Below are 21,188 nucleotides of genomic sequence, written 5' to 3'. Positions count from 1 at the left end.
GCCCCCTTGGTTCTCCAAAATATATTTAATATTAAGAATTAAATTCCTAAAGTGCTTTGTAAATTTAGTTGTACTGTATTTTCATTTAAAAAGCTTTGAATCTCACTCTGGTCTAAAAAAGGTGCTTTTTTTACATGCTTATGAAGATTTAATAAACGAGATTCAGCTCTTTTTAAAACAGTATCAAAAATTAATGGGACTATTTGGACTTGCCCATCCTTTTTAGTATCTGTTCCCGATTCCTGAGGCTGAATAATCTCGCCTAGAAGGTAGCAGGTTACTTTTGCATCAGGAAGAATTGCACCTTTATCAAATAGCTCTTTTGCATACTTCCAACATTGCCCTTTTTCTTCTTCACCAAGAGGAATGGATGGTTTTTTTAGCTCTACGATGACTACTTTTTTAATACCGTTCTCAAAGCCGTCATCATCATATTCATAGCGCCCGTACAATCCTACAGAGCTATCAGGCAACACAACAAAGTCTGGTCGATTTTTACTACCTTGTTCATCAACTTTACATAATTTTTTAATAACTTTCGTCATCCCCTCATTAGATGAAAATTCAATCGATTCAAACTCTGGTCCAAATATCCAGAGTCCCTTCTTAAAAAGAGGTTGAAGTTCTTGGACTTCAAGTGTGTTAGGCTTGTGTACCTTTTCCCGGATACTTTGAATTAATGTAAGTCGCGCCTTAATCTCGTCTAATACAGCCTTTGCTGAACTGACGTTCCAATCATTTAACAGCATGTTCAAACTATCAAGATCATTAGTAGAACACTCATTTAAGCGATGGATCAAAGAATATTGGAATGTAGATGCTTCCAAATTTGCTAAAATACTGGCGAGAGCTTCTAATTCCGACTCGGATATTTTGGGGCAAGTGACTTGAACTTGTTCTATAAAAGCATTCCACCGACTAACTCCAATTAATCCAGTTTTATTCAAAGTTTCTCTATTATTCTCTCTTAGCCTGTCGGAAGTTAATTTTCTCTTAACCGATGTGAGACTATTTAAATGTTCTACAATGGTTTTTTTTGCAATATCGTAAAAATCTAAAACATAACTAGTGTCATTAAATCCAGACCAATCTGCTTTTATTTCATCTGCTATAACAGACGCATCCACTATAAATGTGTATTGCTTAGCATAAGCAAAACGACCGTCCAAAATATTATCTTTTCTTAACCCATGCCAATTGCATTCACCAATTAATCTATTATTAGCGTGCCATGCTACCCCATGTTGTTGCGATGTCTTATCAGATCTCTCCGTTTGTATAGCCTTAATTAATACTTCAGTATCATCAAACTTAAAAAATAGATCCGTAACTTTTTGACTGTCGATATCATTAAACTCAACCTTTTTCCCATTAAGCTCAACGATAAAGTCTGGGTCTGTCAAAAAGCGCAATCCTATCTCTGATCGAACACGCTCTTCTGTTAACCCTATATGCTTAAGTTCTTCAACATAAACAGAAGTTCCATGCTTGGCATTTTTAACTTTTTTTAATATCGGACTAGCAATTTTTTCATAACTAAATGGTTGATTTCCAGAGGACAGCTTGACTTGAAAGCAGCTATATTGGCCATCTCTCAAAGTTTCAATAAAATAACTTTTCTTACCAAAACAAAACGCTGAAAAACGCCCCTTACCATTTCTACCGTATGCCCTTCTAGTATTTTTTATATTATTATCTTCAGGGATTTCAGCATTCACTCCTTGATCATTGCGTCGATTGTAATTTAATTGAGTCCACCGTCTAGAGAACTGCTCTTCTGTCATTCCATGACCGTCATCAGTGATAGAGAATTTTTCAACACTATTGTTAGGCCATTCGATAATCACCTTTCTGGCGCCAGCATCCCAAGAATTGGCAATAAGCTCGACTATTGCTGTAACGGGATCAGATGACATCTTGGGACCTAAGTAATCATCTATAAAACGTTCACCAAATGAAGTCTCTAATGTGTTTCCAGTATGTCCTAGCTCATCCATTCAACTTTCCCTTTTCTATTTTCTGACTCCAAATTCAAAGAGTTCTATATAGTTACCTCTTTAACTTTCGATTACATGATAAATTGAAAAATAATTTATGACTCTTAGTTAAGCAATTTTTTTATATCAACAATATAACAACTACAGGAATAAATAACATACCAAATTTAACGACTCTCGTTTGTAGAAATATACTGGTAGTATAAAGAGTTTTGTTCTTAAGATGGGTTACTAGCTTACATTACATGACCGCACTAATAGATTTCATACAAAAATTCTAGAGTTCAAACCAAGTGGCAGGTCTGCTTATTGACTTTAACCTAACTAACTCGCGCGAAATAAATTTCACGGCTACGGTAGCGGGTTTGATATTAGCATTGGGAGAGCACAGACTAACCCAAATTTATGACTTAAAGCTCTTTTGCTCTCAATTTTACGGTCGAAAGCTGATGGCTCCAAACGTTGGATTTCCCTCGGCAAATACCTAACCTACAAACTCCTTTGTAATTCAGCGTCAGATCACACCACCTACAACTTGCAACTCTTAACTTTACCCTTTTTTCTTCAATGGACAAAAAAGCCGTTGCATTGCTGCAATGGCTTTTTGCATTTGAATTAAGTGGGTTATTTTGATTAAAAGTATTTAGCATTTAGTGATTAATGCTGTGGATTATCGCTTAGCCATTTTTCAAAAGTTTCTGAAGCTTGTTTTGTGAGTAGTTTTAAGAAAATTGATTTATCGCCTAAATATAAGCAATGTCTTATTATTGTATATGGATTTAAAGAATCAGCTGGAAACTCAGCCTCAAAATATTCTTTATATTTTTTAACTTTAGCAATATTTTCTCTCATAAAGTAATTAAACTTTCCCCTTGTTAGAGTTGGCTTTAACATGACGATTTCAGCAGTAAAACCATCAACTTTATGAGGCTCAAATTCATACCCATTAAAGAAATGATTCGCAATTTTTAAAAAGCTGAATGCATTTAAAGTGTGTGTTGAAGATTGAGTGCATACTTCACCACTTTGGATTTGATCCGACTCAGCTTTAATTTGCTCTTGAGAAACATCTTCAGCCTTCAAACTTTCTTCAGTGGCAGATCTAATTTCTCTAAACTCTCTATCAGCTACTTCAAACAGTGCAGCAAGAGAATTTATTCTGCGCTTTAATTCATTTGGGATTGACTTTTTATATTTGATCTTATGATCTAAAACGCTCCAAGAATCTTGAATAATAGTTCTTATTTGTACTTCGAAACTAAAGTCTTTAAATTTAGAGTATTCAGGCAGACCACTCCTAATATCATTTAGTTTTAAATCTAAGTGTAGACCTTTGTAACCAAAGGAATTTTCGGTCTTTTCTATCTGAGCTATTTTATCCGTAATATCGATAACTTCGAAATGCACACAAAGCAAATCTTTTATTCTTTTAATATCATCTTCATATAAGCAAACGACACGAACCCCTATTAGATCAGTAATATGATCTTTTATTTCATACACCGTGTCAGCACTTTCTAATTCAGTTCTATACTTCAAGTTAAACTTTTTGATGCATTCGTCACGATCTTTAACTCTCCCCTCTATTTTAGAAAGAGGAAGATTTTCTGAGCTTCGAATTAGTGAGTTGAGGAGGGTGATGAATGAAGTTTTCGCTCCTTCTATAACACCATGATTATCATCATAAAACTCTTTAAATACTTGCCTTTCGGATTCAAAATCAAGTGATGGCATGAAATATCCTTTTCTTTCATTAACTCAACAAGGTATACCATGCATCTGTTAGTCAAGCAATATCAAACACATGGGCACAAGTCCTGCTTTTTGTCTTTACTCTATCTTCTTCGCGCGAAAAAAATTTCACGCCTACGTTATCGGAGTTAGGCTTAACAATGTGCGGGCACAATCAAACTATAAACTTATGGCTTAAAGCTTACAGCTCTTTGTTTTAACCTAACTTCTGACGACTGATATCTAATAACTCTTTTTCGGCGTTAAAACGCCTCCTACAACTCGCATCTCGAAACTCGTATCTTTCCCCTTTCTCCTCGCAACTCGCTAACTTGTTGGGTTTCGCTCCGCTCTTCCCAACCTACAAGCTGATAACTGTTTTCCAACAAAAAAAGCCGTTACATTGCTGCAACGGCTTTTTGGCATTTGAATTTAATCATGATCACGACAGATCTAGTTGGAAACCTACACCCTAAATAATTCAACAAGTTACGATAAATGCTAAATCATATCTAGTTGGAAACTATGCTTACATTTTACAGTTTTTATTACTTAGTTTGGGACATTCAAGTTGGGAACTCCTCTCTATACCGCTTCAGTAGTACGCTAACCGAATATTGGTCTTTCTTGCAAAGACGCAATTCAACAACTTTGGAAAGTTCAGCTTCAGACTGACTAAGACCATAACGACATAAGAGCAGATAACATACCGACAACTATTATGTGACCCAAAGGGAAAACTGCTGCCAAAGTACACTCCACTCCAGCAAGTGGCACTTTTCCAGTTCTAGCTGCCAATATCCAGCTTTTTGCAACTTTTCGAGGTATCTTAAAACAGCTAATTAAAAAACCATTAAACTGTATATAAATAGCAATAAGAAGAGCTATGCTCACTAATACATAACCTAGCAACTCTGGACCATGCCCTTTAGAAAAATCTTCGACCATAATTGGGACAATCCCTATCCAGAAGGCAGACGCTATGAACAATACAAATAACGTCCCTCCAGTGAGAGACAGTAAAGCTCCTCCAAATGTCCAAACTAAGTCAATTATTTTTCGTTGTTTTTCTAAGAGCGAACTATATTCCCTCTCTCCAGAGGTAAGTAATAGCAAACAACAAGAACTATAAATTCCTATTACATGAGAGACCCATTTGGGTATTCCACCTAAACTTAAAAGTTTCGCGCAGGAAAGATATAGAACGAGGTAAGAGATAGCTACGATACAGAAAAGGGCAATGCGCCAGTTATATTTTTGGTACGACTCCAAAACCCTCCATTGCTTTTCAGTTATACCATGCCTAATGATCTCATCAGACGACTTGGTTGATATTTCATTATCCATTTCGGCTCACTACTCCTACGTTTTCTCGAAAACCTAAGCTCAATTCTTTTAACAACTTAAACGGAAACGGAAGCACTGTAGCCAATTTGTTTCTCACATAATATGTTGCTGTCAACTCCACACATCTTTGTTTGAGGCATTCAGGCCCGTCCAAGAAGCGAATGTGGTTAAACTGCCCTCGGCTAAATTTAAAACCACCTTTGGGAATTCCAACGAAATATGCAGAATGTTCAGCGTCATAGAAGTGACCCGTTTGTGATTCCAAATACTCGTTATGCTGCCCCTTCAAAGAGTAATTTAACAAGATACCAGTTTCTTCAAAGTAACCATCAAAGAATTGTTTTTCGGCGTTTGAGCGATACTGAATTCCCTCATTTTTCAATTCATCTTTATAAAACTCCTGCTTACACGGGTACTTGTCCATTAGAGACTTAAGACGCGAGTTCAACAGGTCATCAGACATACTATGCGCTGATAAAAACTTATCGGCATATTGTCGCGTGATACATTCAACGCTTCCCTTTTCTAACCGATTTAATATCTCAAAAAGCACTTTCCCATCTGGGACAGCAGCAATCCCTTCGTGAACAATCGAACATACCTGAGGCTCACTTGAACTCATATCAATGACGTAATTGATACTTTCAAAATACCTCTGTTTTTCAGGCAGTTCTATTCCCAGATCGTCAAAGTAATATTCATCTCCTGATTCATAAGTGAACTCACCATCATTACACTTAAGGATGTGGTAGATAACAGGATCGGCTTTGTATCTTTGCTCAACTGAAACAAACCAATAATTATCTTTAAACTCTTGGATCAAAAACTGTCTATTACTGCACTCCAACTTAATTGCTATTTCTTTCACCCAAGTATCAATCAGAACTTGCAAAGCTTTGCTGTCTTTTGAAATGACTGTTTTGTTGTATGTACTTTGAACGACACTTTGTGGGCTATAGAATGACTGCTTTCTATCCTCTAGTCCTGCGCCTTCATATTCCTCTCTACTATCGAGAACAACGAGCGTTGGAGTTTTATCGTCAGTGTTTTCAGAAGATTCAAAATTGACCTTTACGGGCCAGTCTTCGGCTTTCAGTTTTAGGAAGCCTTCTTCAGAAAGAGATGCATTAACGACATTGATACCTCCAGCGGCATTAACTACGTCGTATATCTTATTGTATACAGCTCTAATCTCAGCGTTTCCATAGTGCTGACGCCAATCAGCGTTCATTTGCTTTAAGTTTATATTAAAGGCACCACTGAATTCCCTATTCATCAGTTCGATATAGTGATGCAAAGCCCCTGTTCTGGATTTTCGAAGAGAAATAGGTTTCTGCCCTGAAATATCTACTGCGTTACTCGTAAACTTACCTTTTCCCGGACTATGGACGATGAGTGCACCATCCTTGTCTCTATTCAACATACCTGTAGTCATATCGAAGGAAAACTTGGTGGATTGTTCGATAAAAGCTTGTGACTTGAATACAATTTCAGTTGGGCAAAACACCGTCCCTTTAAGTTCGACAAACATAGAGCTAAAACGTAGGCTCTCCTTGATATCAATGCTGACACATTTGTGAACAGTTTCATTTCTGAAGGTATCAGATTCTAGATAAAAATAGGTCTCACCCAGCCCGGAGAAGACTCGCTCCCCCGACAATTTCCCTAAAGCTCTGGTTAGTAACCTCGTTACCAACAGGTCATCACAATCTACGAATTCTGATCTTACGAATCCAATATCGGGAAGCTTACGAGGTACGTCAGTCCCTTTATGTAAAAGTATCCAATATTTTCCACCATGAGAAATTAATCCCAGTGGCGAAGTGTGCTTATCAATTTGGGATAACCTCTTACCCCAACTAAGTTCCTTTGATCCACTACCGAAGCTCACTTGGTAAAGATCGAACAAATTGGACAATTCCATATGGTTTATCGTTACATCGATAAGTGTCGTTAGGCATTTACTCATCAATTAAATCCTTTCATTGTTTCCAGTAAAGTCAGCAGTTGTTCCATCGGTGGAATATTGGATTGTCCTGTATGGATATCAATTATACCCGGCACATCAATTACATCAGCTTGAAGCAAATTCGCCGATTCAACTAACAATTCGCTGGCACTAGAGAAATTCGAACCGGTTATCGTGCTTCCCTTTTCATAAGACACATTGATATACATTGCCTGAACTCGCTTTCCCTCAAAAGCCGCTGGTACTTCTCGTTTCAAATTTTCTAGCTTAGTTTTGCACTTTTCTAGTGTGTCATCTCGTTGCAGGCAAGACTTCTCAACATCCCAATGTTTGACATCAATTAATAAAACCCTGTCACCAAGTTCTAAATACCCGTCAAACCATTCAACAGTGCCCTCTGGCATTTCCTCAATCTGATAACCAAATTCATTAAGAATGGCAAAAACTGTTTCCTCACCGAGAGCGCCCATGTAAATATCGAACATCGCGGGCGCAATTAGGTATTCATGCTCGCCAAATGAGGTGGCAAAACCATTTTCTACAAAGTGGTTTTTAACAACATTATTGAGCATGAGTTTGTCCAGCCTCGCGGATGTAGCTGAAACAATTTTCTGAGTGGCGTAATCTTGGGAATTGATAAATACCTGAGTCACACCATTTTCATCTTTGTAGTCGATGTGGTAACGATAGCTTCCGAGAGTGTTTGATTGGATAAAGTATCGATTGAACTCTCCAGTTGGTATCTGCGATGCTGTTGGCTGTTCCAAAACAGATCTCCTCAACCGCGCATACTGGCCAACAGCGTCGCGACTTTGATGACGATATACACCTGTTATTAATCTCTGGATATGTGCATGATTTCGGCTAGCTTTTGCTGAATAGGAATGCGCCAGTTTTTTGGTTGCATCTATTTTGCATTCGCTTTTTACCTTTGAAATGAGGGTTGCATATTCAACGGAGAGATAAGATAAATCACGATTGTCAGAAGCAAGAGTCTCAACAAACTCAATATCTCCATCGAACATAATGCTAATTTCTCTCTGTTTCCACTCAGTTCTGCACATACGACCTAGCGCTTGCTCAATGAATCTGAATACAGCGTGACGGTAGTCATCAGTATCTTTGTAAATGCCAATCAGCGAACTTACTGACATACCCTTCACGTTAGTTGCAATAAACTTACTCAAGATAGGTTTTACATCGTTTGCAACTAACACCTCTTTCTCGTGAAGCATGAGTGTGTCGTGTATGTTCTTTTTGATGGAAAAGCTTCTTTCATCCAAAGGTTGGTCATCATAAATAAAACTGCCAATGAGACTTTTTGGTTGCTCGATGTAAATTGAATCGATATCCGTTTTATTTTGGAAAGGAGGTTTACCTGCCGGACCTATATACACAAAGTCTTTTTTGTTCTTTATTGAGTATGAGGGCGAGAGTCCGGCACCAGTGGCTTGATAGTTAGTAATGACAACCACCTTTTCATCAGTATCTTCAAGTAACCCCAGCACCGAGTTAAATTGTTCATTTCTAAAAGAAGCAGCGTTGATATTTTCAAATATCCTCACACCATACTTTTTCCCCACAAACTCCATGAATCGAAAAAATTCATGTCCTCTGTAGCTATTGTTCAACATACAGAACATGTATCGGTTGGACGGGTGAATAGCAAATCTCTTGATTGCAGCGATCAGCTTATTAACTCGATTTTTTGAGAAAGCAATGGACTTTGAATTAGCATCCAGAAGTTGAATAAGTTGGCTTTCCAACATCAGGTCATCGACATAGCCCCCCCGAAACTCTTTGTATAATTGTTCAACACCACCACGTAGGTCTTGCTCAGAAACAGCTTGAACATCGATATGAATTTGTTGCTCTTTATAGCGACGTTTGGATAAATACTCTTGTTGGATACTCTGCTTCTGAAGTTCACTTAGATGCTTAAACTTGTCTCCCAATACATTTTGAAGATAGGGAAGATCAAAGTTGTGAATAGCAGTTGGGCTAGTTGCTGTCGCGCTGATACCCAGTATTTTAGCGCCCTCTAACACCCAATTTGCTAAAAGCCCCGTTGGAGTGAGAGCAAGTTCAAACGTTGCCGCAGTCACAGTATTATCTAACTCACTAAACTTACTGATTTTGGAAATTTCAAAGCCGGTATCGTGATAGCTGTACGATCTATAATCTTTTTGCACCCGAAAGCTTAACCGCGCACTCAGCAGAGATAAAACATCATTTCTCAATTCTGCCAAACCAAAGTGGTTCAGCACTTTGATTATGAGATCTTCTGTAGAATGCGGCTTGCTTCCCTCAATGCTTCTAAGATTATTTGAAAGCTTGTATGTAGCACCGAGCATCGCATTGCAAAATGCACGGACAACCTGACTCGCGTGGTTTACGAAAGTAATGGCACTTCTTTCTCCTCCAGTGCCAATCTCATGAGCACCTCTGAACTCATCAATATCAGACATAAGTTCATCGTGCTTAAAATTGATGGTATGCAAAGACATTCTGTCTGAGAGCATTGTAAAAACACGGTTTTGATTCTCGACACCTGCTTGTATGGTCTTGTCGTTAATATAAGGTCGAAGGGTAACTTGCCAGCTAGCATCAAATTCCGCTAATTGTTCACGGAACTTAATAAAGCTATCTTCCACGCCATCGAATTCGTCATCACCTTGCACGAGGAAACTTTGAAAGCTTGAATAAAGTCTTCTAACCAAAGAAATAACATCAAAGTCTTTCACACCTCTGAGCAAGTGGCTTAGAAACTCTCCTTGTTGACGATCAAACTCATCAATTATTATCAATGAGTTTTTGAGGACATCACTGAGCCTATAATTTTTCCTTAACGCATGCCACGGGTACAGCAATTTTGCCGTCGTCATGAAAAGCACTTGTGTCGATTCTTCATCGATCCGACTGGCCGGAAATAGCTTGGCAAGCACGCGGGACATTGCAGATGATTTAGAGAATTCTTTTTGATTGAGCTTGTCTTTAAATATCGTTTGCAGTGTCTTAAACAACTTATTGTGACGCTCACTGAGGTCATCATTTATTTGTTGATTGCTCAGCGATTGGGCTGCCTGACTAAGTATTTTAATGCTGTCTCTCAGCGAACTGACTGTTCGATATTGACTGCCTTCCACTTCACCTAGCAGCACCTGCCAATCATCCTCACTGAGCTGCTTAATTGATGTCTCCTGCGAAGGAATGAGAATAATATTCTTAAGAAACTGTTTTTTCTGTGAGGGGGACAGAGAAGGGTTAGCGTTAACTTTTTCAATCAGCTCTTCATAAGCCTCTGTCACGTTAACCCTCAAGTTAGTGGTATAAATGAGCTTACGCTTCGAGTCACTGATCAAATGTTCCAACTCAAGTTCAGACGCTTGAAACGTTTTGCCTAAACCAGTCTGAGCATCAGCTAAAACAATGAAACCATCTTCCTGTTTAACCGCTTCAGGACCCGCATAACAGATGTATGCTTTATATAGTTCGCTATCCATTTAGTAATATCCTCTTACTGACTACTAACTCAGCTTCTAGCTCCTCGACAAGGTTAGTAGGCAGCTTTTCGAATAAAGCTTGGATAGAGAAGGTATAAAACATCACCCCAACTGCTCTTGTAAAACCCAACCTTGTTTTAAAATTAGCTATTATGTTTATTTGAAAAAAAACCATCTTTGCCAACATAAACAATACAGCCTTTGGCTCATCACCAAACCTCTGAGCAAGTTTAACTATAACTGGGTTTTCTTCGATGGCTTCCTCCAAAGTGAGCAACTGAGGGTCGTAAGACCTTGCGATTTCATACAATCGCTCTTTACTATCATTTGTCCACTTCATAAGTCCTCCCACCGAAAACTCTTTAGCTGTCTGTTATCACAAAGCATTATTTTGCTGCGCTATCATGCCTTGAAGCACCCTGTACACATACTAAACAGAATCATTTGATTTGCAAGAGTGTATTTATACAGTTTATAATGATGCTAAGAATCAAATTGAGGATCTCATTGTGAATAAACTTGAACTCGTGGACTTTTTGTTAATGTTTACAGGGAAAGTAAATCGAAATGAGTTAATGGAAATTGCTGATATTTCTATTGCTACAGCAACCAGAACGCTGACGCAATACAGAGAAACGTATGCAGATAACATCGAATATAACATTGGAAAGAAGCGATACGATGCCACTACGCAATTCAGCCCCGCCTTTTCTCATAATTGTATAAGCGCACTCAAAGCAATGGCATATGGCCAACGCTTAGAGCCTACAAAATTACTAACTACAATAGGACCAGACTCAATCGCTTCTATTGATGTGAGTCTAAATACAGATTTGGTATCCAAAATATGTAGGGCTATATATGCTGGGCAAGCCTTGAAAGCTGACTACGTATCGTCAACAGAAAATTACAAAAACCGAGAGCGACTTATTCTCCCAACAGCCATCTTTGAAAGCAGAAATAATTGGTATGTTAGAGCATGTGACTTAAGCGATAACAATACTTATAAAAATTTTAAATTAATCCGATTTAATGATGCAAAAGCAGCTGAATTCAATAAAGAAGCACCTGATGACATTGAATGGCGAAATAAGGTCACTTTAACCATTGGACCCCACATCAAACATCCAAACCCAGAAGCGTTAAAACTCGATCTTGGTTTGCTCGACAAACCAGTTGTCAATCTCATTGTGTCTGAAGCCTTAGCAGGATTTGTTTTAGCTGAGCTTGGGGTGGACTCATCAGCCAATTCAATTTTAAACCCATTTCACTTTCAATACTGCTTATTGAACAGGTATGAATTAGAAAACTTAAATTCCCTAATACTGGCCCCAGGGTTTAACGAAAAATAAACAAGTACATGATTTACTGATAGTTAATGTATTAATCGACACAGAACTTGAAGGTTCGAGCACTACTAGAAATCGTCGGGTGATCTTCACTCAAATGACTAGACACACAATAATGCTTTTTTCCACTGTAGTGTCGTGTTTATGTCATTAATAATGTAAAAAAGCACTATTGAGAAATCGTAAGCTCCAACTCATTGAAGATGACCATATCAGCGGGAGATTTTTTATAAACTTCTTTTCGACGAGTAATTTCGGCTACTAGTTACTAATTTTTAAGATTAGCTTTCAGTTGGGCTAGGCTTAAAAGTTGCCGCAAGCTCTTCATTGCTAAAATTAAAAAGACGTAGTGCCGCACGAGTAGAAGATGGCGATTCAATACGAGCAAACAACTCTTCAAATTGCATTGCATCTCTGCGCTTTTCAAGTTGTTCTATCAAAGCAGGCTCACCATACTGATAAACATCTGGAATATTGAGGTTGATGACTTTGTCTAAGAAGCGCTGACCAGTATATTGCTCGATACGGCGCACATGTTCGTCTTCCATAACAAACACAACATCAGCCCATTCGAGCAGCTCTTCACTGCATAATGTTGTACTGTTTCGCTTGCATTCTTTCTCGCTCAAACCCGCTGAGCGATAGACGCGTAGTGGGTCTTTCACAGCAAAGTGGTCTTCAGCTGTCTTGCTGCGATTTAAATTCGATGTACATAAAAATAAGATATTCATTTTATGAATTCCTCTATCAGACTCTAGGCTCGCTCAGCCGCTTTTTGGAATAAACGCTGTGTTTCATCAAATAATGATGCGACATCTTGTTCTTTGAGCCAAAACGGAAGCATTAAATGTACAGTCGGAATATGTGTTTCAGGGCATATCTCAACATGAAGCACCTCTACTGCATCGTCTTCAACCATGCCGGACAGCGTCCGAAGCAATCGACACATAATGAACACAAACTTATCGTCCACCAGCAAAGGGGTGTAAATAAGTACATTCGGTGAGTGTTCACGAAGGTGCTGTTCAAGTGCAGTCGCATACATATGAGCCCCCTAGAGCGATAAAAAACCTTATATATAGAATGAATCAGAAACTGGAAAAAATCTCGGAAGTGTCACTTAAATCTCGGAAGTGTCACTAAAATTTCGCAAAAAAATTGTTAAATGACTTTTTACGAACAAGCAGTAAAACGATTAAACACTCAAAAAACGACGCTATCGCAACCTAATTGGTTCAAGCCTATACAATACCCCCTTAACAGACTTGAATAGCAGTAAAATCAGAGGAGAAAACCTATTAAACATAACCACGCATTATGAGCTATCCCCCCTTTTTGATAGGTTGAGAGGAAATTAGCTGCGAACAGTCCATTTTTGATAGTTTTCTGTATTTCCAATGTCACTCTTAAAAACCGAAGAAGCGAATACTCTACAAACAGAAAACACATGCAACAGGATTCATATAATACATTGATTTGTAAACCAATTACCAAAATTCACAGTTTTCCTGTCAAGCACTTTTTCTACCATTTTGGTTACAAAACAAGCAAACAAACAGCCTAAATCAATGACTTAGCAAATTCATGCTTGCAATTTTTTTTGAAATCATTAGTCTCTTATTTGGAGACAATAAAACATGTCTTTTGGTGAGAGATAGGCAACTCAAACCCATTAATTAGCTGTTTGAGTTGCTTGTGTCTTATTAAAGTGGCTTTCTTCGCAACGCAGTTGCGGAATAACAAGATTAATTGATAACAATAAATAACTGTCTACCAATTTTAAAAAATTACTCTTTAAAAGTCCCGCAAACCAACATCTGCTGAGCCATCCTAAAAGCCAATGGCACCTTGTCACGATAGCGCATTAGCCAACTGTGACCACCTACTGCTCTATCGATTGCAGACAATGAAGTAAACTTACCTTGCAGCGCTTCAAGCTGCTCACACAACACCAAGTCTCGTCCAGCCCAGTTTATGCCTTGACGCTTACCTGGTGACTTCGCTTCAGGAAGCTGAGCGTATAACCAAGCTTTGTCGTGTTTATAGAGCCACATATACGCATTACAATGGTGCTTAATCACATTGCGTGATGCATCAGGAAACCGCTTCATAAAGTTTATCAACGATGTTCGATTGCTTAGTTTCCGCTGCTGCATCAGTAGATGATGACGCCATGCGGATAAACCTGCATGCGACTGAATAATTTGCTCTACGGCTCCAACTGACAATCCAAGCTGCTGCGCAATGTCCTGCCGATGCTGCCCTACAAAGGCTTTACGCCAAATACAGCGCTCCATTTCAGATGTAATGTACTTTCGGCGTCTCTCAATCGTAACTTGGTGTCGAAGAGCTACTCCTTTCACATAACCTACGCTGCATTTTAGCTGTGCGGCACACTGACGAAGTGAACAGTGTTGCTTGAGCAGTTGAAGCACCTTGCGCTCTTCGGGCACTGTATGCGTTTTCTGAGGCGATATAGATACCGATTTACTTTTCTGCCCTGCAAAGAACTGCTCAGGGGAATCAGTCAGGTACGCCATTAATAATACGTGACGAATATAATGAGTTGGTGCATCTTGATGCACTAACCGGGGAACAAAATGAAATGTAGACAGCTCTGGAGGCAGCACTTTACCTTGAACATCAAAAAGAGTGAGCCAAGTACGCTGTAATTCTTTTTTTAGCTGTTTCCAGCGTATTCGCCCACCAGCAGTGATAAAACCTTTCGCATCTAACCACGCAATGTACCGCTCGGACATACTTCCTAGTGGGGTAAATTGGCTTAATAACGCATGTAATTCGGCAATATAGCGACTTAACTTGAGCGCATTGGACTCGACTTCAAGATTGAGCGTATTGTCTACAAAGGGCAATTCGTAAGCATGGTTTAGCGCCCCTTCACCGGCTTCAACGGTAGACAGCACTCTCGCATGCACAGGACAGACAGAAACCCCATGAAGTTGATGCATGGTGTGCCAATACGCCAGCCCATACCGCGCTTTATCTTCTCCCATACAAGCACAGCAGCACTTCAACACATTGCCAAAGCTCAACTTGCTAGCAGCCATTCTGGCTTGCTCGTAGACTGTTGATGCATTGTTTTGCACTTCACTGTTTGCCAAGGCGAGTCGCTTTTCTTTATCGCTCAATCCAAAAGCGACGAGAGGATGGGCGGATGCTTCAAGGCGAAGGTGCTCAACGGTGCTGTCCGCCAATAGCGCCAGTGATGATAAATGCCCCGGTAACAGGGCATTGATACGGACAGATTCGCGTCCGAATAACGTTTGGTTCGTTACTTTCCACGAACCGTAGGGAGACAGTAAATGGGCTCTAGCTGCCAAGCTATACCCACATTCACCGGGTAACAGCCTGAGCTTATCCATCTGTTGCCAGCTCAGAGGGCGATACTGCAAGAAAGTCTTCTAAAAGCAAATACACCAACGGGTGTGGATGCGCGGCTACTGAACTTATTTGCGTTAAGTGCGGACTTAGCATCATTGGGTGACATAAAACCCCTCTGTGCAGTTTAAGATTACGAAACCAAGCGCTGAGCTCGTACTCACTAAAGTATGACAAGAAGCGTTTTTGCCATACCCCCAACAATCGCCGCTCTGCCACACTGTTTCGCTCAAGTGTCGATACCTCAGCCAACTCCCGAACACGCTTGACTAATGCTAACCGATTATCACGCATAATAGGACTATGAGCTAGCCGTAGACTCGCCGCTTCAATTCGTTTCATTGTATCTGTCATCGCGATAGAATCAGCTTCAAGCCAGGCTCCGCAATCAGGACAGGTATTTCCTTTGGGAGGAAATGCTTGTTCATTTAATCGATGCTGTCGCCAACCACATGCCTGACAACTATCAATTAATGCTTCATCATGCTTGTGACAATAAAATACGCCAGCCAACTGATGGTTACGATGAAAGTACGCCAAACCATAACGAGCTTCGTTTTTACCCACGCACACCGGGCACCAACGCCAGCGTGCAACATGCGTTGACGCTCCTCCTCTTACAACGAGGTTAGGCTCCTTTGCTATTTCCCAAACCAATTCATCTTGTGGCAAGAAAGCTCGAAAATAATTCACCAAACTATGATCAGCATGAAATTCACTATCTTCAAGCTTACCCAAGACATTAAGTGCTTCCTTTTCTAATGCGCCAAAAGCTTGGTGAGGTGACACACTGCGTACAGCAAGTCGCATTAACGGTTCATCAGGAACTAAACACGTAATGCGTTCAAGATAATGCCAGCGAGCCGGGGCAGATTGACAATCTTCCCCTGGCAATATTGTTCGCCAATGAGTCATCAGTCTTCCCCTAACATCGATAAAAAGTTATCAGGGGACATCTTGTCACTTTCTTGACTTGCATCCACTTCATACGCCGTTCGAGGTGGCTTGTGAGGTATCACCTGCACTTTACCTCTTAGCAGCTTTGCGTTATCTCGCTCATATTCCTGCATCATTTGCTTAGCTTTGCCCTCGACCGCTTTAAGCTTTTCGACATCATGATGGGCATTTTTAGGATTAACCATCTCAAGTAAACGCATGGGTTTTAAGTCTTCATATGCCTTGTAATCAGAACCATTGCGCATGCTATGTAATGCTGCAATAGGTCCAGATAACGGCGAAAACTGCTTGAGGAATACATGGTCTAACGCGGATGCCGTCAGAGTCTGCTTAGAAGCTTCAAAATAGCTTAAAAAGCGCAATGTTGCTTGAACTACCGATACGGCAATAGCTGGAATTCCAGCTGTTAAATCATGCAGTTTATAACGAAGCACCTCATCACTGTCTCTAGCAGCAGAGAATCGAACAGAATTGAATAATGCATAACAAAGGTTTTTCCAAAACCCTGACTCCACATCACAGCTAGCTAAATTGAGCGAACCGGCACGAAGTGTACGCCGTGTAATAGTCATTTCTTTAGCAAAAAGCTCCAGCGCACTGAAAGTGCCGACAAAAATTGTCGATACTCCAAGAGTGTTCACCAACTCTTCAACAAACTTCATCGACGTTTTTTCATTCGTGCCTATCTTGAAATCACTTGAGCTGGGCGCAAAGTTTTGTGCTTCATCTATGATTAACGCGCCGATATGATGCTTAACAACCGCTTTACGCACCGTTTGGATCAGTTCATACACGCTACTATTGCGCTGCTTATACGCATATTGCTCACCGGTAGCTTCATCAATCGCGTCTAATATAGCGGTTAAAAACGCTTTCTGACCGACTCGATCATGATGTTCAACATATACATACGTTATCTGCGTCAATTGACATGGTTTCTGTGTGCCATCACCGGACATCGGATAAGCAGTGTGTTCAATCTTTTGCTCAATCTGCTCCAGCGCTTGCTTGACCATGCTGGACTTACCGCGCCCGCTCAAACCGGATATCAAGAAGGTATAGCTGTTCTCAAGCAAGTTTAGACGTCTGATATTTAATGACTTTAAGGGGGCATCTTTATCGGCTTCAATGGCCGCTAAAATACCTTGCCAATCATCATTGAGAGGGTTGCGCCCTAGGTAAGACACTTCAATACCGAGCCGAATCGCTTCATAAATCTCAACCATCTCATCTTGCACAACGTGCAAACTAAACAAGTTAAGAATACTAGAGCGAGTGTAATAGCCGTGAAGCTCATCGGGTACACCTGTCAAATCTAATCCATCAACAAATGATACTCCACACTGGGTATGAATCTGCTGTTTAGCGAGCGGAAAGCCTAACCCTTCGACAAGCGGGTTGCCCCGATGCATCGGGTTGGGGTGACGAATATAGTTAGCTTTAGCCATGAGTCACCTCTTCCACAGCATTGGGGTTACCAAACATGTCTGCGGCAGGACTGACGCTGTGATTTGGCGCTGTATCTTTAACAGCACCTTTCATGCTTTTTGCAATATCTTGTTGATACCGATGATGCTGTCTATCAGCCTCAGTTTTACGGTTCTCTTTGATATCAGACACAATCCCTTTGGCCTGCGATTTTTGATGCTGATTAGTACGTGTTTTAGCTATTCTCTCTAATGTGCGTAAGTCAGATCTTAAAATCACCGAACTAATGCGAGATTGCTCTTCTGCGACAGCAAGCTGAGATTTTAAGATCACCATACGATGATGTATTTGTTCCCAAGCCATGTTTTTATAAGCTTCACTGCGCTCTGTAAGCTCAAGTTGATATACTGTCTTAGTTTCTTCGTCTTTGTACCAGATGTGATTTGTGGAGCTCTCTGAGTAACGAATCGCGATAGACTGACGACCAAAATTTTTAGAATGCTCTAAAAGCGGCAAACGCTCAAAATCAGTAGACGAATAATACAAGCCATTGAAATACACACCCTGACCACGAACACTGACTTTTGCCTCCGGCAACAAACCAAACAATAGCTGCTCTCTTGGCAACTGTGCAGGTGTAATGACGCAGTTGCTTAAGCTGTAATTCCAAGCATCGCGTGGCGCAAATGCCACACCATCTCGCTCTATCTCGAATGTACGATTATTAATGCGAGTTGAGTGATTATTAGCGTGAAGAACACACTTAATGATTGCGCGAGTTAACTCATCGCTAGTCAAAACATTGTTACGGCTAGGATGTTGTTCATCAAATTTATTAATCTTGATGACTTTACCGTGCTCAAGCGGAGAAAATGCTTTCTTTTGAATAATATCGAAACTTTTCTCTACAGTGCCTTTGCAGACCCCCATGTGATAGGCATTTAAATTGACAACTTCGATGCCAATTTTACCTTTGAGCAAAGCCTCCATATTTTTATCACTGTTTTCTGTACCACGGTCTGCGGTTAATTCGCGAGGAGGATGGCTGCACGGCCAATCTTCGGAGCTGATTTTAACTCCAAACTGCTTACAAAATTCGACTTTATCAGAGCACGCATTGAGTAAAGCGTGACAGGCCCCAGTCCAGTCAGGGCCATGATAAGCAATGTGCATGCCAACGATCATACCGGTCACTACATCAATAACTAAATAAAGAATTGGTCTGCCGATCGACATTAACTCATTCGAAAACTCATAGCGCACATAAGAATCTAATATTGTACTATCAATTTCATAGCGACTTGTGGCACCTCGTAACCCATGTTTGGCACTTCCCGTTCTCGCTTTGTGATCTCGTGTATAGTTCTTCTCGCCGACACGTTTTCTTAACCACGTCAATTTAGACACAATCTTATTAATTTGACGTTTGAATGCTCTCGACGAAATCACGTGATTGTTACCAAGCGGGACACGAAATTCTTCTATCATCTCTTCAATCGTTGCACCTTTTGGTCGGATTGATACGCTGCCGAAAAAATGGATATAGTCTTTATATAAGTCTTCAAGTACGACTTCTTTTCTGTTGCGTAAGTGTGAACGTGCAAACTGTTCAATATCCTCAACGTCTTTTTGCGTGACATGACGATAAGCATTGCCGTTAACCGTTTCAGGGCCGGGTTTGGATGAAAGATCGTGCAGCCCGTCCTCATTCAATATTGGAGAGTCAGGAAGAGAGAAGTTTTGACCACAGTTGTAGTAGTTGGGGAGTAAAGCATTTTTTATTCCACCATCGCGAAAATAGCGATTTAGCATGCTAGTGACATATTTCTTACTGCGCTGGGAAAGCTCAATCAGCTCTTGCAATAAGCCTGTTGGATCCCCGAATAAATAACGATATAACTTTTCAGGATCGCCTACTAAAGGCTCAATCGTTGCCCAAGCAGCATCTCGCATCTCCAAAGGATCATACGCATCATCATTAGCTGCATTTTTCTTAAGTAATTTGAGCTTTTTAGCTAAAAGCTTTTGTTTGAAAAAGCTGTCATCTTTGAACAGGATTTCCGGTAGATTAGACTCTAATAACACCCACTCTTTACGTTTTTCTTTCTGAATAAAATATTCAATGTTCAATGTAAATGGTCGACGAGGTCTGTCACAACTCAAATCCGAGACAGCAATTCTGTCTTCTTCTATCGCTACGATGCGATAATTCACTTCGGGTTGCTTCTGATTTACTGAAGCGATGATCTGGTTAACAAACATAGTCCACCTCCTTCGCGACCACCGGTAACGGGCGGTTTAGATTAATCTCAGTCGTCCAGTCAAAATGCAGCACACGCTCATAAGCGAGCATCTGAAAAACGCTTTGAATTTGATGTAGTGGCAGATTGATATCATTTGCAGTGCGTTCAAGATTATTGCGCACTGTAGCTGTGGGATAGTTTTCGAAATTAAGCGTTAAGTGACAAAGCACAGCTGATTTCAAGTCATCACTAATATCAATATCATCAGGAGAGTCATAACATTCGCGAAAATAACGCAGATTGCTTGTTACTGATTTATCGAATGACTTCTCAGTTAACTGAGTCCAAGAGATGTTATTTTGTAAGCAGTAGATTCGCTCAATTTCCGCTTTAGCGTTTGTCCGCGCTACAGCTTGTGGACTGGTAATGTTTTTATCTAACGCATCAGAGTATTTGAAATTATAAGCATGTCGACTTTTGTCGGAGTGAATCACTAAATAATCCAACGTCATCGTTTTCGCGGGACGGTGTCCATTGAAATTTACCGCTTCTTGATACGAAGACGGGTGCACGATATTAAGCTCAGTAGCCACTTGCATTGTATCTGCAATAGGAAGCGGGAATTGCTCTAAGATATTTTTCACTCGTTTGTTTGCCTCAAAGTGAAAAAACGCTTGGAGCTCTCCTCGACTTAAAAAGTGATGAGCGCGTTTAGTTTTGTGACTGTATATGATCTGCCCTTGCCCAATCGTGTGAGACTGCCTGACAGTGATCCAAGGGCGATATCCCTCTTTTTTAACTTTTGCATAATATCGAGCAATACGACTTCGCTCTTTATCAGTAATGATGGGTTGAGTAACTTTTTTCATCTAGATTTCCTCTTTGAATAGTAAAAAAAGAGGAAGATAGTCGAACGTTCAAATTACATCAACACACATAATATACTGATAATTAAAGATTTTTATTAGCAAGCACTAATAATTTAAAGTGGTCAATTTTTGAGCTTTTGTAAAATCAAAGACTTGAAAAACAATTATTAACAGCCGCTTATATTTAAATATAGTATGTATATAACCTAAAAGAATAAGATATTTGGAAAGAGTATATTAATGCTGCAATTTAATAAGAGAATTACCGTGTAAGAAGCAAGCCCGATCGCAAATTTAACTTCTTTACCGCAATTCAACTGTAGACAAATTACTGAACTAGCCTGAATAGGAGTTGCTGTATACTCAACCTTTGCTAGGTATCATTTTGTGGTAGAT

Annotated in this window: 14 protein-coding genes; 1 reads left to right on the top strand and 13 read right to left on the bottom strand. The window is 40.0% G+C overall.

Going from position 1 to position 21,188, the window contains the following annotated elements:
• Nucleotides 1–38: 38 nt before the first annotated feature.
• The 6 genes from L0Z67_RS04890 to L0Z67_RS04865 form a co-directional block, all read right to left on the bottom strand.
• Complete coding sequence (locus L0Z67_RS04890) at nt 39–1,997, bottom strand: ATP-binding protein (protein WP_405128516.1); 1,959 nt, start codon at nt 1,995–1,997, stop codon at nt 39–41.
• Between the two features lie 657 nt (nt 1,998–2,654).
• The gene (locus L0Z67_RS04885) at nt 2,655–3,731 is read right to left on the bottom strand and encodes a GTP pyrophosphokinase family protein (protein ID WP_405128515.1); all 1,077 of its coding nucleotides are present in this window, start codon (nt 3,729–3,731) and stop codon (nt 2,655–2,657) included.
• A 672-nt stretch (nt 3,732–4,403) separates the two neighbouring features.
• Nucleotides 4,404–5,075: a hypothetical protein gene (locus L0Z67_RS04880; RefSeq protein WP_405128514.1), complete on the bottom strand. Its 672-nt coding sequence runs from the start codon at nt 5,073–5,075 to the stop codon at nt 4,404–4,406.
• Nucleotides 5,068–6,999 (bottom strand): hypothetical protein, encoded by a 1,932-nt coding sequence (locus L0Z67_RS04875; RefSeq protein ID WP_405128513.1) that lies wholly within the window; start codon nt 6,997–6,999, stop codon nt 5,068–5,070. The genes L0Z67_RS04880 and L0Z67_RS04875 overlap by 8 nt, the downstream gene beginning before the upstream one ends.
• 44 nt (nt 7,000–7,043) lie before the next feature.
• Nucleotides 7,044–10,547, bottom strand: a complete 3,504-nt coding sequence (locus L0Z67_RS04870; protein WP_405128512.1) for a hypothetical protein — start codon at nt 10,545–10,547, stop codon at nt 7,044–7,046.
• Nucleotides 10,540–10,887: a hypothetical protein gene (locus L0Z67_RS04865; protein ID WP_405128511.1), complete on the bottom strand. Its 348-nt coding sequence runs from the start codon at nt 10,885–10,887 to the stop codon at nt 10,540–10,542. The genes L0Z67_RS04870 and L0Z67_RS04865 overlap by 8 nt, the downstream gene beginning before the upstream one ends.
• A 169-nt stretch (nt 10,888–11,056) precedes the next feature.
• On the opposite strand from L0Z67_RS04865, the gene L0Z67_RS04860 reads away from it, so the two are divergent.
• Nucleotides 11,057–11,899, top strand: coding sequence for a WYL domain-containing protein (locus L0Z67_RS04860; RefSeq protein WP_405128510.1), 843 nt, complete (start codon nt 11,057–11,059; stop codon nt 11,897–11,899).
• Between the two features lie 278 nt (nt 11,900–12,177).
• On the opposite strand, the gene L0Z67_RS04855 is transcribed toward L0Z67_RS04860, so the two are convergent.
• The 7 genes from L0Z67_RS04855 to L0Z67_RS04825 form a co-directional block, all read right to left on the bottom strand.
• Complete coding sequence (locus L0Z67_RS04855) at nt 12,178–12,627, bottom strand: hypothetical protein (RefSeq protein ID WP_405128509.1); 450 nt, start codon at nt 12,625–12,627, stop codon at nt 12,178–12,180.
• A gap of 23 nt (nt 12,628–12,650) precedes the next feature.
• Nucleotides 12,651–12,941, bottom strand: coding sequence for a hypothetical protein (locus L0Z67_RS04850; RefSeq protein ID WP_405128508.1), 291 nt, complete (start codon nt 12,939–12,941; stop codon nt 12,651–12,653).
• 742 nt (nt 12,942–13,683) lie between these two features.
• Nucleotides 13,684–15,309 carry a TnsD family Tn7-like transposition protein gene (locus L0Z67_RS04845; protein ID WP_405128507.1) on the bottom strand — a complete coding sequence of 542 codons (1,626 nt, stop codon included), beginning with the start codon at nt 15,307–15,309 and terminating at the stop codon, nt 13,684–13,686.
• The gene (locus L0Z67_RS04840) at nt 15,272–16,210 is read right to left on the bottom strand and encodes a TniQ family protein (RefSeq protein ID WP_405128506.1); all 939 of its coding nucleotides are present in this window, start codon (nt 16,208–16,210) and stop codon (nt 15,272–15,274) included. The genes L0Z67_RS04845 and L0Z67_RS04840 overlap by 38 nt, the downstream gene beginning before the upstream one ends.
• Nucleotides 16,210–17,700, bottom strand: a complete 1,491-nt coding sequence (locus tag L0Z67_RS04835) for an ATP-binding protein (protein WP_405128505.1) — start codon at nt 17,698–17,700, stop codon at nt 16,210–16,212. Before L0Z67_RS04835 ends, L0Z67_RS04840 begins: the two co-directional genes overlap by 1 nt.
• Entirely contained in the window at nt 17,693–19,942 is a 2,250-nt protein-coding gene (locus L0Z67_RS04830; protein ID WP_405128504.1) for a transposase, read from the bottom strand. Before L0Z67_RS04830 ends, L0Z67_RS04835 begins: the two co-directional genes overlap by 8 nt.
• Entirely contained in the window at nt 19,932–20,792 is an 861-nt protein-coding gene (locus L0Z67_RS04825; RefSeq protein WP_405128503.1) for a TnsA endonuclease N-terminal domain-containing protein, read from the bottom strand. Before L0Z67_RS04825 ends, L0Z67_RS04830 begins: the two co-directional genes overlap by 11 nt.
• Between the last annotated feature and the right edge of the window lie 396 nt (nt 20,793–21,188).

This window comes from Pseudoalteromonas sp. PB2-1 (assembly GCF_045040605.1).
Classification (GTDB): domain Bacteria; phylum Pseudomonadota; class Gammaproteobacteria; order Enterobacterales; family Alteromonadaceae; genus Pseudoalteromonas; species Pseudoalteromonas arabiensis.
This window is presented reverse-complemented; position numbering and strand designations above follow the sequence as displayed.